Genomic DNA, 12,685 nt, shown 5'->3' on the forward strand with positions numbered 1-12,685 from the left:
CTACGCAGCACCGGCGACATCATAGTCTAATTCTGCGTATCTAGCGCCTGTTACCTTCGCAGGATACTGATCCACGGCAAATAATGCGTGGATTACCTCCGCGAAACGGCTCAGCTCTTCGGTGCGCAGGCCTGGCGTACCACGGTCTGCGCCCGCTGCATCAGCTTGGCGTCGACACCGTCCTTGCTGTCCAGGTCTTCGATTTCTGCCTTGGTGAAGTTCTTCTCGATCGCGTCAGCGCCGCACTTGCAGTGCTGGTCCGCCATTTTCGCATCGACGCCTTGGGCGGACGCCACCTGAACGCACTGTTGCATGTAGGCGCCTTTCTTGCCGGCAGGCCACTCGGCATGTGCCGCCAGGGGCAGCAGCAGGGCGCTGGCGGCGGTCAGGGCCAGAAGAGACTGAAGTCGCATAACCACACACTCCTTGGGTTGGATCTCATCAAGAGTAGGATGCTTCAGAAACTCTGAGGTGGATTTTTCCGAACAAGTTCACCCAAACGGCGTAATTTCCAAATATTTCTGCCTGCCGCCCAAGCCGCGTGCTAGCATGCTCGGCTTACAGCTGCTCCCTTGCGGCTGTTTTCTATTTTCTTTCCAGTCACTCTGGTTCGTCCCTGGTTGGCCGAAAGGCTTCTGCCACTGTGAGGCAGGCTTTCCCGCGGGAAAGGCAGGGCGGATCTTGTACTGGCTCATCCCAACCCATGTGACCTTTGGTAGGGGTCACCACTAGGAGAGGAGGCGCCATGCCCGTAATTACTCTTCCCGATGGCAGTCAACGTACGTTCGACAAGGCCGTCACCGTTGCCGAAGTCGCCGCCTCCATTGGCGCTGGCCTCGCCAAGGCCACCCTGGCCGGCAAGGTCGATGGCAAGCTGGTCGACGCCTGCGACCTGATCGAGAACGACGCCACCCTGCAGATCATCACCCCTAAAGATGAAGAGGGACTGGAGATCATCCGTCACTCGTGCGCCCACTTGGTCGGCCATGCGGTGAAACAGCTGTACCCGACCGCCAAGATGGTGATCGGTCCGGTGATCGACGAAGGTTTCTACTACGACATCGCCTACGAGCGCCCCTTCACCCCAGAAGACATGGCCGCCATCGAACAGCGCATGCAACAGCTGATCGACAAGGACTACGACGTCGTCAAGAAGATGACCCCGCGCGCCGAAGTCATCGACGTGTTCAAGAGCCGTGGCGAAGACTACAAGCTGCGCCTGGTCGAGGACATGCCGGACGAACAGGCCATGGGCCTGTACTACCACGAAGAATACGTCGACATGTGCCGTGGCCCGCACGTGCCGAACACCCGCTTCCTCAAGGCGTTCAAGCTGACCAAGCTCTCCGGCGCCTACTGGCGCGGCGATGCCAAGAACGAGCAGCTGCAGCGCGTGTACGGCACTGCCTGGGCTGACAAGAAGCAGCTGGCAGCCTACATCCAGCGCATCGAAGAAGCCGAAAAGCGCGACCACCGCAAGATCGGCAAACAGTTGGATCTCTTCCACCTGCAGGAAGAAGCCCCGGGCATGGTCTTCTGGCACCCGGCCGGCTGGACCGTCTATCAGGTGCTCGAGCAGTACATGCGTGGCGTCCAGCGCGAAAACGGCTACTTGGAGATCAAGACGCCACAAGTCGTCGACCGCATCCTCTGGGAGCGTTCCGGCCACTGGTCCAACTACGCCGAGAACATGTTCACCACTTCGTCGGAAAGTCGCGATTTCGCGGTAAAACCGATGAACTGCCCGTGCCACGTGCAGGTATTCAACCAGGGCCTGAAGTCCTACCGTGACCTGCCGCTGCGCTTGGCCGAGTTCGGTGCCTGCCACCGTAACGAGCCGTCCGGCGCCCTGCATGGCATCATGCGCGTGCGTGGCTTCACCCAGGACGACGCCCACATCTTCTGCACCGAAGATCAGGTCAAGAAAGAAGCGGCCGACTTCATCAAGCTGACCCTGGACGTCTACAAAGACTTCGGTTTCACCGACATCGCCATGAAGCTCTCGACCCGTCCCGCCAAGCGCGTGGGCTCCGAAGAACTGTGGGATCGCGCCGAAGGCGCCCTGGCCGATGCGCTGAACGAGTCGGGCCTGGAGTGGGAATACCAGCCGGGCGAGGGCGCATTCTACGGTCCGAAGATCGAATTCACCCTGCGCGACTGCCTCGGCCGTAACTGGCAGTGCGGCACCCTGCAGTACGATCCGAACCTGCCGGAGCGTCTGGATGCCAGCTATATCGCCGAAGATAACAACCGTAAGCGCCCGGTCATGCTGCACCGTGCGATCCTCGGTTCCTTCGAGCGCTTCATCGGCATGCTGATCGAACACTACGCGGGCGTGTTCCCGGCGTGGCTGGCCCCGACCCAGGCGGTGATCATGAACATCACCGACAAGCAGGCCGATTTCGCACTCGAAGTGGAAAAATCCCTCAATGGGGCTGGTTTCCGTGCCAAGTCCGACTTGAGAAATGAGAAGATCGGCTTTAAAATCCGCGAGCATACTTTGCTCAAGGTCCCATACCTTCTGGTTATAGGGGACCGCGAAGTCGAAACGCAGACCGTTGCAGTACGTACCCGTGATGGCAAAGACCTGGGCTCCATGCCCGTCTCCCAATTCACCCAACTGCTCGCTGACGCCGTGGCTCAGCGCGGTCGCCTAGAATCGGAGTAATGACTATTAAGCGTGAAATGAGAAACGATAAACGAACTGCACCGAAAGCCCCGATCAACGAGAATATCTCGGCACGCGAGGTTCGGTTAATTGGCGCTGACGGCGAGCAGATTGGCATCGTCTCGATTGATGAAGCGCTGCGTATCGCTGATGAAGCGAAGCTGGATCTGGTGGAGATCTCTGCAGACGCGCAACCGCCTGTCTGCAAGGTCATGGACTACGGCAAGCACCTCTTCGAGAAGAAGAAGCAGGCCAACGAAGCCAAGAAAAACCAGAAGCAGATCCAGATCAAAGAAATCAAGTTTCGTCCAGGGACGGAAGAAGGGGATTACCAGGTAAAACTACGCAACCTGGTACGTTTCCTTAGCGATGGGGACAAGGCCAAGATCTCTCTGAGATTCCGCGGCCGTGAGATGGCCCACCAGGAGCTGGGCATGGAGCTGTTGAAGCGGGTCGAAGCCGACCTCGCCGAATACGGCACCGTTGAGCAGCATCCGAAGATGGAAGGACGCCAGCTTATGATGGTCATCGCCCCCAAAAAGAAGAAGTAATCTCCCGGGCACGGCAGGCCTGATGATTATTGTGTAATTTTATCGAATGCGGAGTTCCAACATGCCAAAGATGAAAACCAAGAGCGGTGCTGCGAAGCGTTTCCTGAAAACCGCTTCCGGCTTCAAGCACAAGCACGCTTTCAAGAGCCACATCCTGACCAAAATGTCGACCAAGCGTAAGCGTCAACTGCGCGGTGCCAGCCTGCTGCACCCGTCTGACGTTGCAAAAGTCGAGCGCATGCTGCGCGTACGTTAATTTCGGTCAAAGATAGAGGAAGTTACTCATGGCTCGTGTAAAGCGTGGCGTCATCGCTCGTAAGCGTCACAAGAAAATTCTGAAACTGGCTAAGGGCTACTACGGTGCACGCTCGCGCGTATTCCGCGTTGCCAAGCAGGCTGTCATCAAGGCTGGTCAATACGCCTACCGTGACCGTCGCCAGAAGAAGCGTCAGTTCCGCGCTCTGTGGATCGCTCGTATCAACGCCGGTGCCCGCACCAACGGTCTGTCCTACAGCCGTCTGATCGCTGGCCTGAAAAAAGCGTCGATCGAAATCGACCGCAAGGTTCTGGCCGACCTGGCAGTGAACGAAAAAGCGGCGTTTGCTGCGATTGTCGAGAAAGCTAAAGCCGTCCTGGCTTAAGTACCCACGACAATCATCCGGCGGCGCCCTGCGCCGTCGGGTGTAAAACGTCATCGATAGGGGAAGAGCCTTCAAAAGCTCTTCCCCTATTTTCGTATCTGGAGTCTGTACATGGAAAACCTGGACGCGCTGGTTGCCCAAGCCCTCGAGGCCGTGGAACGCGCTGAAGACATCACTACCCTGGAACAGATCCGGGTCCAATACCTCGGCAAGAAAGGCGAACTGACCCAGGTGATGAAGACCCTGGGCAACCTGCCAGCCGAAGAGCGCCCGAAAGTCGGCGCGCTGATCAACGACGCCAAAGAGCGCGTCACCGACGTGCTCAACGCACGCAAGGCAGCCTTCGAAGAAGCCGAGCTCAACGCTCGCCTGGCCGCCGAATGCATCGACGTGACCCTGCCAGGCCGTGGCCAGACCACCGGCGGGCTGCACCCGATCACCCGTACCCTCGAGCGCATCGAGCAGTTCTTCACCCACATCGGCTACGGCATCGCCGAAGGCCCTGAGGTCGAAGACGACTACCACAACTTCGAAGCGCTCAACATCCCTGGCCACCACCCGGCCCGCGCGATGCACGACACCTTCTACTTCAATGCCAACATGCTGCTGCGCACCCACACCTCGCCTGTGCAGGTGCGGACCATGGAGTCCAGCCAGCCGCCGATCCGCATTGTCTGCCCGGGGCGCGTCTATCGCTGCGACTCGGACATTACCCACTCGCCGATGTTCCACCAGGTCGAAGGCCTGCTGGTCGATCGCGGCATCAATTTTGCCGACCTCAAGGGCACCATCGAAGAGTTCCTGCGCGTGTTCTTCGAAAAAGAGCTGGCGGTACGCTTCCGTCCGTCGTTCTTCCCCTTCACCGAGCCTTCGGCTGAAGTCGACATCCAGTGCGTGATGTGCTCCGGCAATGGCTGCCGCGTGTGCAAGCAAACCGGCTGGCTCGAAGTCATGGGTTGCGGCATGGTCCACCCGAACGTGCTGCGCATGTCCGGCATCGACCCGGAAGAGTTCCAGGGCTTCGCCTTCGGCATGGGCGCCGAGCGTCTGGCCATGCTGCGCTATGGCGTCAACGATTTGCGTCTGTTCTTCGACAACGACCTGCGGTTCCTCGCCCAATTCCGCTAGGCCCAATCGACGCACTTTCTAGGAGAACAGCATGAAATTCAGTGAACAGTGGCTGCGCGGTTGGGTTAACCCGCAAGTCTCCCGTGACGAACTGGTCGCCCGCCTGTCCATGGCCGGCCTTGAAGTCGACAGCGTGACCCCCGCTGCCGGCCAGTTCAGCGGCATCGTGGTGGGCGAGATCCTTGCCACCGAACAACACCCGGACGCCGACAAGCTGCGTGTGTGCCAGGTGAGCAACGGCCAGGAAACCTTCCAGGTCGTCTGCGGCGCCCCGAACGCGCGCCCCGGCATCAAGATCCCGTTCGCCATGATCGGCGCCGAACTGCCGGGCGACTTCAAGATCAAGAAGGCCAAGCTGCGCGGCGTCGAGTCCTTCGGCATGCTGTGCTCGGCCGCCGAGCTGCAGATCAGCGAAGAGAACGACGGCCTGCTGGAACTGGCGGCTGACGCCCCGGTCGGCGAAGACATTCGCCAGTACCTGAACCTGGACGACGCCAGCATCGAGATCGGCCTGACCCCGAACCGCGGCGACTGCCTGTCCATCGCAGGCTTGGCCCGCGACGTCAGCGCCCTGTACGACGTGCCGGTCACCCGTCCTCAAGTGCCTGCCGTTGCCCCGGCCCACGACGAAGTGCGCCCGGTCGAAGTCTCCGCGCCGGCGGCCTGCCCGCGCTACCTGGGCCGCGTCATCCGCAACGTCGACCTGAGCAAGCCAACCCCGCTGTGGATGGTCGAGCGCCTGCGTCGCAGCGACGTGCGCAGCATCGACGCCGCCGTCGACATCACCAACTACGTGATGCTCGAGCTCGGCCAGCCGATGCACGCCTTCGACCTCGCCGAAATCAACGGCGGCATCCGCGTGCGCATGGCAGAGGAGGGCGAGAAGCTCGTCCTGCTGGACGGCCAGGAAGTCGCCCTGCGTGCCGACACCCTGGTCATCGCCGACCACACCCGCGCCCTGGCCATCGCCGGCGTCATGGGTGGCGAACACAGCGGCGTGAACACCGAGAAGACCCGCGATCTGTTCCTGGAGAGCGCGTTCTTCGAGCCGATTTCCGTCGCCGGCAAAGCCCGTTCCTACGGCCTGCACACCGATGCCTCGCACCGCTACGAGCGCGGTGTCGATTCGCAACTGGCCCGTGAAGCCATGGAGCGCGCCACCGCCCTGGTCCTCGAAATCGTCGGCGGCGAAGCCGGCCCCATCGTCGAGGCCGTGAGCGAGCAGCACCTGCCGAAGGTCGCGCCGGTCACCCTGCGCGCCGATCGCATCAACCAGATGCTTGGCATGGACATGGCTGCCGCCCAGGTCGAGCAACTGCTCAACGCCCTGGAGCTGAAAACCAGCGCTGATGGGCGCTCTGGCAGTGAGGCGCAGTGGACTGTCGAAGTCCCAAGCCACCGCTTCGACATCAGCCTCGAAGTCGACCTGATCGAAGAGCTGGCCCGCCTGTACGGCTACAACAACCTGCCAGTGCGCTACCCGCAAGCCCGCCTGGCCCCGCAGGCCCGCCCGGAAGCCCGTGGCGAGCTGCCGACCCTGCGCCGCCTGCTGGTCGCCCGCGGCTACCAGGAAGCCATTACCTACAGCTTCATCGATCCGAAACTGTTCGAGCTGTTCACCCCTGGCGTCGAGCCGCTGCTGCTGGCCAACCCCATCTCCAGCGACATGGCTGCCATGCGCGCGTCGCTGTGGCCGGGCCTGGTCAAGGCGCTGCAGCACAACCTCAACCGCCAGCAGGACCGCGTACGCCTGTTCGAAAGCGGCCTGCGTTTCGTCGGCCAACTGGGCGACCTCAAGCAGCAGCCGATGATCGCCGGCGTCGCCACGGGCAGCCGCCTGCCGGAAGGCTGGGCGAACGGTCGTGACAGCCTCGACTTCTTCGACGTGAAAGCCGACGTGGAAGCCCTGCTGGGCTACTCGGGCGCCCTGGACGACTTCACGTTCGTCGCCGGCAAGCACCCAGCCCTGCACCCTGGCCAGGCCGCCCGCATCGAGCGCGACGGCAAGGAAGTCGGCTACATCGGCGCCATCCACCCAGAGCTTGCCAAGACCCTGGGCCTGGAGCGTCCGGTGTTCGTCTTCGAGCTGGTACTGGGCGATGTGGTCGAAGGCCGCCTGCCGAAATTCAGCGAACTGTCCAAGTTCCCAGAAACCAGGCGTGACCTGGCTTTGATCGCAGGACGTGATGTTGCTTCTAGCTCCGTGCTTGAAGTAATTCGTGACAATGCGGGCGAATGGCTCACAGACCTCAGGCTGTTTGACGTCTACCAGGGTAAAGGCATTGATCCTGATAGAAAAAGCCTGGCCGTCGGCTTGACCTGGCAGCATCCATCGCGCACTCTTAACGACGATGAGGTGAACACTACCCTGCAAAACATCCTCACCTCGCTCGAACAAAGGTTGAACACCACGTTAAGGAAATAGCGTATGGGTGCTCTGACGAAAGCTGAGATGGCCGAAAGGCTGTACGAGGAGCTGGGGCTCAACAAGCGAGAGGCCAAGGAGCTGGTCGAGCTGTTTTTCGAAGAAATTCGGCACGCACTTGAAGAGAACGAGCAGGTCAAGCTGTCCGGGTTCGGCAACTTCGACCTTCGCGACAAACGCCAGCGGCCGGGCCGCAACCCCAAGACAGGGGAAGAGATCCCGATCACCGCTCGCCGCGTCGTCACCTTTCGTCCAGGGCAGAAACTGAAAGCCCGGGTTGAGGCCTATGCTGGAACCAAGCCATAACGACGAGCTGCCCCCCATTCCGGGCAAGCGCTACTTCACCATCGGTGAGGTCAGTGAGCTCTGTGCGGTAAAGCCACACGTGCTGCGTTATTGGGAACAGGAGTTCCCGCAACTCAACCCGGTCAAGCGCCGCGGCAACCGACGGTATTACCAGCGCCAAGACGTGCTGATGATCCGTCAGATCCGCGCGTTGCTGTACGACCAAGGCTTCACCATCGGCGGGGCGCGACTGCGCCTCTCCAGTGATGAGGCCAAGGATGACACCACCCAGTACAAGCAGCTGATCCGGCAGATGATTGCCGAGTTGGAGGATGTGTTGGTGGTGTTGAAGAAGTGAACCGAACCCGATGAATGGAAAGTTTTTTGAAAAAAAGCTTCCATTATTCAAAAGGTTAGGGTAGATTCTTCACCGTTCTCAGCAGTATCGAGAATGATGTCGGGGCGTAGCGCAGCCCGGTAGCGCACTTGCATGGGGTGCAAGGGGTCGAGTGTTCGAATCACTCCGTCCCGACCAAAAATCCCTAAAAAATCCAGTCACTGTGAGGTGACTGGATTTTTTTTGTCTGGTGGTTTTTGAGTGCCTCGGGAGACTGGGCGGCACGGCGAGTGGTGGTCAGCGCGGATTAGTAGTAATCGCCCGTAGAGAACTTAGTCAGGGGCTTCGGGGGCTTACTGGCATTCTTACTTGCTTCGTAGGAGGCAAATTCGCCACTCAGGTAAAGGAGGGCATCAGCGCTCCAGGAGCCTCTAATTCGAACCTTCTATCGGTTTGAAGGGCGTGTGCCTTATCTCTTTCCGATCTGCCGGGTGGTGGCACAGGAATGCGTTGGATAGCTTGTGTTGGGCCGGGGTAATCTGAACAGATAACGCAACATATTGATTTTCAAGCACTATATCGGTTTAGTTTTTTTGCTGGAATGCCATTTGGAATGCCGATAGGATTTCCTTGGTACCTTGGGGCGTCCTGATGGGTGCTATTGCTATACCGTTCCTTTACCACTTGCCTGGAGATCGGACTGGCTGATACGTGTAATGAGTGGGAAAAGACCAGGTCACTGATTCTCCAGTGTGTTCATCCGTCACAAAACAGACAGGCCGAACGGCTGGCTACAGGACTACGATGATCGCGCTGCGTCTGATGCTGTTCACCTTTGTTCGCACCGTAGAGCTCCGCAAGGCGGAGTGGAGCGAATTCGATCTGGATCGGGCCAAATGGTGAACTCCGGCTGAGCGTATGAAGATACGAGAGCCACACATCGTCCCCCTGTCCAGGCAGGTGGCCGAGTTGCTGCGTGAACTGAGCCCCTATACAGGTGGTCGTCAGCTGCTTTTTCCAAACTATCGCAAGCCAAACGAATGACCGTCACCACACTTAACCGGGCATTTGAGCGTATGAGGATTAATGGCAAACAGAGCATCGGCTTCTCGGCTCATGGATTTCGTGTAACGGCATTTGGCAATGCTGAATGGAATGGAGCGTCGAGCAGATGTTATCGAGCGTCAGTTGGCGCATGCAGAGAGGAATAAAGTGCGAGCAAGCTATAATCAGGCTGAGTATATGCAGGAACGTCGCCAGATGATGAAGGCTTGGGCTAATTATATTGGTGCTAATCTTTCAAGCTCCATGTGGTTATAAATTTGTTCTGCTGTCTAGAATTGTATCCTGTTATTATTGCTAGAGAGTCTTTGAATAATTCAGTTTTTCGAGCATGAGCTACTCTGCAGTACTTGATTTATCAGGGTGGATGGGGTTCTGAATAAAACAGTACCCCCTAGTGTTTTGAGTGATTAATTGACTTGTCTACTGATATTACCTCGTCCCTAATAATATAGGTAGCATTGAGGTTGACGGATTAAATATTCGGTTCTAGGGATGCGATAATTAATTCTGTTGTTTTCACTTGGAATGCTTTGCAAGCCTTGATTTACAAGGGGCGGGCTTTCAGGTTTTCGATTTGATAAGCGGTTCCTTAAGCTTGATGGCTTGATCGCCGATAAAGCATTCGATGCAAACTGATTGATAGCTGATTTAAACCAGTGGGGCTCAAAGATTTTTATTTACAAAATGCCTCAGCGCAGATTCCTTTGAGCATAGATCTACACGTTTATAAATGGTGGCACTCGATCTAGAGCTTTTACTGCAAACTCAAAGGGCTCAAGCGTGTCGCGATGCGCAGTGATACGCTAGGTACGAGCTTTTGTGTCATGATAAATATCGTCTCAGTATTATCAATTTGCGCTGAATCTTAATAGCTATAGTGTTGTTGGCTATCGAGTGGATAAATATATTTTTATTTTTACTGTTTTTTAATTGGTCATTGAAGTTGCTTCATTCTACTGTTGATTGTGATTTATTGGCCTTATCATTTTTTTGTATTTTCTTATGTCTTCGGCGTCAAAGATGGAGTTTGTGCTTAGTGCTATTATTTTTAATTCTTTAAAGCGCTTTTCTAGCTCTTCTTGTGAAGGGTCTGAAAAAAATTCATTGTCGAGATTTAGAGATTCAAGCTGAAGCTGTAACTTGCAAAGCTCCGTGAGGGTTGCGCTAAATTTTGAAGCTAGCAGGCTTGCCGCGTTTCGCTCGGCTTGTAGCCTTTTAATGTATTCTTCATTTTGGGTTTTTGCTTGGGCTTCGTATTGATCATTTATTTCAGATGTGCTCTGAATTAGCCATTCCAAGGTCTCGGTTATGTTGGTTTTTCTTGAGGAGGCCAATGTTTTAAGTTTTCGCTTTGCAGAAACTGAAATTATGAAATTGCTCGCTTTTCGCCCATCTTGACGTTCGCGGAGCTTTTTCTGACGCCAAGCACCGTTCATCTTTTTTAAAAGTTCGCGTGTTTCAGCACTTTCACTCCAGCTCTGGGCTGCCTTAATTATTTCGTAATCCCAAGTGCGTGCTTGGATCGATATTCCTTTATTTAATAAATATCGCATGGCCCATTTCTTCATTTCTGGATTGTTTTTTTCAATCCATGAAAGGTCCTGGTTTGTTTTTTTCAAAGCCGCCTCGCTAATTTTTTTAGTTGGTCTAATTGTCACTAGCTATATTCGTCACGTAGAAGCGTTACTAAGTGACGTTACGTAGTAGCATAGGCGGTAATGATCCCTATTGAAACAGGGTGTATTTTTGCGATTTAATGCCTGCTTTCTTTTTGGCTGTGGAGCGAGGATGCACTGTGTTCTGTTAGGCCTTGAATTGGCTGGTCTCACCCCAGAGGCAAAGTTTGTCCTCGTTCGGCTCCTGCAGCTCTACGGGCTCGGTGGGGCAATCACGATCGGGGTTAAGGAATTAGCTAAGGTTACAGGTGCGACCGATCATGTGGTGTCCAGTGCTCTCTCTGAGTTGATCAAAGAGGATCTTTTGATCTGCACTCCTATCGTCATCGGGCGGGGGCGCCCCAGGAGCGAGTATCAAGCTTCGAGTAAGCTAGCCAAATTGCTGACAAACCGAGAGGCAGCTTTCAATGAAATAAATCGATCGAAAATTGACTATGTACTGCATGCTGCTACCGAAAAGTGTAAGAGCAGCTTAAGTATTTGTAATCGGCTGTTGCTATCCACATTGCTCCTGTACGCCGATCAATTTGGGGTTGTACGAGGAATCGGAGTATCTCAGGTTTCTCGGGTGACAGGTCTGAACCGAGAGCGAATAAAGACGCAGGTGCATAAACTGATTGCTCTGAGGATCATGAGAGGGGTAATCCCTGGGAGAACAACGTCTACTTTGTTAGGCGTTTCAACGTCAGTTTACTTTCTTAATTTTCACCATGATGTGTTTCAAGAGGGCGGCTCGGGCGTAGTCGTACTGACTGTCACCTCAAACACCCATGGAGATTCTGGGGAGATGAGTGAGCTCGGAGCTATTATTGATGCTGTTAAATTTAGCAAGGGGCTTAAGTTTGAGATGCATAAAAGATTTTCCGGTCTGCTGCCGGAAAACGACAAATTTAACGGGCTGGCGGAAGTGTTCTTTCGTTTGGCCAAAGATCAGGGCTCGTTGAGGGGGCTTCAGGTTAAGTTGGAGGAATACGCGTCGGAGCTACTGTCCAAAAATTGGACGGCATTGGAGCTTGGCCTGTTCAGGTCTGATAGCAAGTTGCTCGTGCGTATAAAGGAATATTTCGGCAGGGCAGTGAAACTTGGACGAGGCTTGGGAGGTGATGGAGAGAGAGAGGCACTATTTTTCGAGTTCATGTATGAAGTCGTCGTTCTGATGGCTCACCGTGTGCAGAGTATGGTGCGAAAGGCTAACGACTTTCCATATGAAATTTCTTGCATACAGATCCTGCCTAGTTTTAGCCCCGGAGGCTACTTTGGGTCGTTTTCTGTTGGTCGCTCGTTGTTGATCGTTCCGCGTAATGAGTTTCGAGCAGGTGAGTGCTATGTCATGAGCAAAAATAGTAAAGGCGACCCTGTATGTAAGAAGTTTTCAAGTGAGCGGGATATTCCAGAAACAGATCTATATCGATTTGGTCTCCTTCTTCAGGTGCATACTCCTAAGCGCTATCAGTATCGGAGCTAACACGCTCTGCGGGACGGCGATGAACAGTAACTCTTTACCGGCTTCCCAGATCATCTGTACGAATCTGAGGAGCTGGTCATGCGTATACTTCGGTTGAAAACGGTTGTTGAAATTACAGGTTTGGCACGATCGACGGTGTATAAGTACATTGCTGAAGGGATATTTCCGAAGCCATTTTCGTTAGGCGGGCGCTCTGTTGGTTGGTTGGAATCTGAGGTTCATGGCTGGATTCAGGCTAGGGTAACAGAGCGAAATTAGTCGATGAGCATCATGTCCGGTTAATCACCGGACATGATGCTTTTTTTGCCGGACCTGGCTAATTAGCATTTGGTGCTTAGGTTGTAGTGGGATTGTTTGGGGTTTACTTGGTTTTCTGTTGTTGTGTTTTTCGGTGCGGGTAGTATGCTTTAGGTATTATTCCATTAATGCCCTTTGCTTGTACTT

At 55.3% G+C, this 12,685-nt stretch carries 12 protein-coding genes and 1 tRNA gene; 11 read left to right on the forward strand and 2 right to left on the reverse strand.

The window, feature by feature from the left end:
* Positions 1 to 110: 110 nt before the first annotated feature.
* Complete coding sequence (locus ACNFCH_RS10460) at positions 111 to 413, reverse strand: hypothetical protein (RefSeq protein ID WP_070091786.1); 303 nt, start codon at positions 411 to 413, stop codon at positions 111 to 113.
* A 332-nt stretch (positions 414 to 745) separates the two neighbouring features.
* Between ACNFCH_RS10460 and thrS the strand changes: the two genes are divergently transcribed.
* The 9 genes from thrS (at position 746) to ACNFCH_RS10505 (ending at position 8,233) form a co-directional block, all read left to right on the forward strand.
* Complete coding sequence (gene thrS / locus ACNFCH_RS10465; RefSeq protein WP_070091785.1) at positions 746 to 2,668, forward strand: threonine--tRNA ligase; 1,923 nt, start codon at positions 746 to 748, stop codon at positions 2,666 to 2,668.
* Positions 2,668 to 3,219 (forward strand): translation initiation factor IF-3, encoded by a 552-nt coding sequence (infC, locus tag ACNFCH_RS10470; RefSeq protein WP_170831750.1) that lies wholly within the window; start codon positions 2,668 to 2,670, stop codon positions 3,217 to 3,219. Before thrS ends, infC begins: the two co-directional genes overlap by 1 nt.
* Positions 3,220 to 3,280: 61 nt before the next feature.
* On the forward strand, positions 3,281 to 3,475 hold the full coding sequence (gene rpmI, locus ACNFCH_RS10475; protein WP_003250667.1) for a 50S ribosomal protein L35: 195 nt from the start codon (positions 3,281 to 3,283) through the stop codon (positions 3,473 to 3,475).
* A gap of 28 nt (positions 3,476 to 3,503) precedes the next feature.
* Positions 3,504 to 3,860 (forward strand): 50S ribosomal protein L20, encoded by a 357-nt coding sequence (gene rplT, locus ACNFCH_RS10480; RefSeq protein ID WP_003250671.1) that lies wholly within the window; start codon positions 3,504 to 3,506, stop codon positions 3,858 to 3,860.
* A 111-nt stretch (positions 3,861 to 3,971) separates the two neighbouring features.
* A complete protein-coding gene (gene pheS, locus ACNFCH_RS10485) occupies positions 3,972 to 4,988 on the forward strand; it encodes a phenylalanine--tRNA ligase subunit alpha (protein WP_043215859.1) in 1,017 nt (338 codons plus the stop codon).
* A 31-nt stretch (positions 4,989 to 5,019) separates the two neighbouring features.
* Positions 5,020 to 7,413: a phenylalanine--tRNA ligase subunit beta gene (gene pheT / locus ACNFCH_RS10490; RefSeq protein ID WP_416742723.1), complete on the forward strand. Its 2,394-nt coding sequence runs from the start codon at positions 5,020 to 5,022 to the stop codon at positions 7,411 to 7,413.
* Positions 7,414 to 7,416: 3 nt separating this feature from the next.
* Entirely contained in the window at positions 7,417 to 7,719 is a 303-nt protein-coding gene (ihfA, locus tag ACNFCH_RS10495; RefSeq protein ID WP_003250679.1) for an integration host factor subunit alpha, read from the forward strand.
* The gene (locus tag ACNFCH_RS10500) at positions 7,700 to 8,056 is read left to right on the forward strand and encodes a MerR family transcriptional regulator (protein ID WP_043213594.1); all 357 of its coding nucleotides are present in this window, start codon (positions 7,700 to 7,702) and stop codon (positions 8,054 to 8,056) included. Before ihfA ends, ACNFCH_RS10500 begins: the two co-directional genes overlap by 20 nt.
* A gap of 100 nt (positions 8,057 to 8,156) precedes the next feature.
* A tRNA-Pro gene (locus ACNFCH_RS10505) sits at positions 8,157 to 8,233 on the forward strand.
* A gap of 1,820 nt (positions 8,234 to 10,053) precedes the next feature.
* Here ACNFCH_RS10505 and ACNFCH_RS10510 read toward each other — a convergent pair.
* Complete coding sequence (locus ACNFCH_RS10510; protein WP_416742724.1) at positions 10,054 to 10,758, reverse strand: hypothetical protein; 705 nt, start codon at positions 10,756 to 10,758, stop codon at positions 10,054 to 10,056.
* A 130-nt stretch (positions 10,759 to 10,888) separates the two neighbouring features.
* On the opposite strand from ACNFCH_RS10510, the gene ACNFCH_RS10515 reads away from it, so the two are divergent.
* On the forward strand, positions 10,889 to 12,241 hold the full coding sequence (locus ACNFCH_RS10515) for a hypothetical protein (RefSeq protein WP_416742725.1): 1,353 nt from the start codon (positions 10,889 to 10,891) through the stop codon (positions 12,239 to 12,241).
* A gap of 78 nt (positions 12,242 to 12,319) precedes the next feature.
* A complete protein-coding gene (locus ACNFCH_RS10520) occupies positions 12,320 to 12,499 on the forward strand; it encodes a helix-turn-helix transcriptional regulator (protein WP_416742727.1) in 180 nt (59 codons plus the stop codon).
* Positions 12,500 to 12,685: the final 186 nt, after the last annotated feature.

Source organism: Pseudomonas sp. NY15354 (genome assembly GCF_048068075.1).
In the GTDB taxonomy this organism is placed as follows: Bacteria; Pseudomonadota; Gammaproteobacteria; order Pseudomonadales; family Pseudomonadaceae; genus Aquipseudomonas; species Aquipseudomonas guariconensis_C.

Excerpts from the sequence above, each read along its gene's own strand:
- ACNFCH_RS10460 (WP_070091786.1), bottom strand. The coding sequence starts at position 413 with ATGCGACTTCAGTCTCTTCTGGCCCTGACCGCCGCCAGCGCCCTGCTG.
- thrS (WP_070091785.1), top strand. The coding sequence starts at position 746 with ATGCCCGTAATTACTCTTCCCGATGGCAGTCAACGTACGTTCGACAAG.
- infC (WP_170831750.1), top strand. The coding sequence starts at position 2,668 with ATGACTATTAAGCGTGAAATGAGAAACGATAAACGAACTGCACCGAAA.
- rpmI (WP_003250667.1), top strand. The coding sequence starts at position 3,281 with ATGCCAAAGATGAAAACCAAGAGCGGTGCTGCGAAGCGTTTCCTGAAA.
- rplT (WP_003250671.1), top strand. The coding sequence starts at position 3,504 with ATGGCTCGTGTAAAGCGTGGCGTCATCGCTCGTAAGCGTCACAAGAAA.
- pheS (WP_043215859.1), top strand. The coding sequence starts at position 3,972 with ATGGAAAACCTGGACGCGCTGGTTGCCCAAGCCCTCGAGGCCGTGGAA.
- pheT (WP_416742723.1), top strand. The coding sequence starts at position 5,020 with ATGAAATTCAGTGAACAGTGGCTGCGCGGTTGGGTTAACCCGCAAGTC.
- ihfA (WP_003250679.1), top strand. The coding sequence starts at position 7,417 with ATGGGTGCTCTGACGAAAGCTGAGATGGCCGAAAGGCTGTACGAGGAG.
- ACNFCH_RS10500 (WP_043213594.1), top strand. The coding sequence starts at position 7,700 with ATGCTGGAACCAAGCCATAACGACGAGCTGCCCCCCATTCCGGGCAAG.
- ACNFCH_RS10515 (WP_416742725.1), top strand. The coding sequence starts at position 10,889 with ATGCACTGTGTTCTGTTAGGCCTTGAATTGGCTGGTCTCACCCCAGAG.
- ACNFCH_RS10520 (WP_416742727.1), top strand. The coding sequence starts at position 12,320 with ATGCGTATACTTCGGTTGAAAACGGTTGTTGAAATTACAGGTTTGGCA.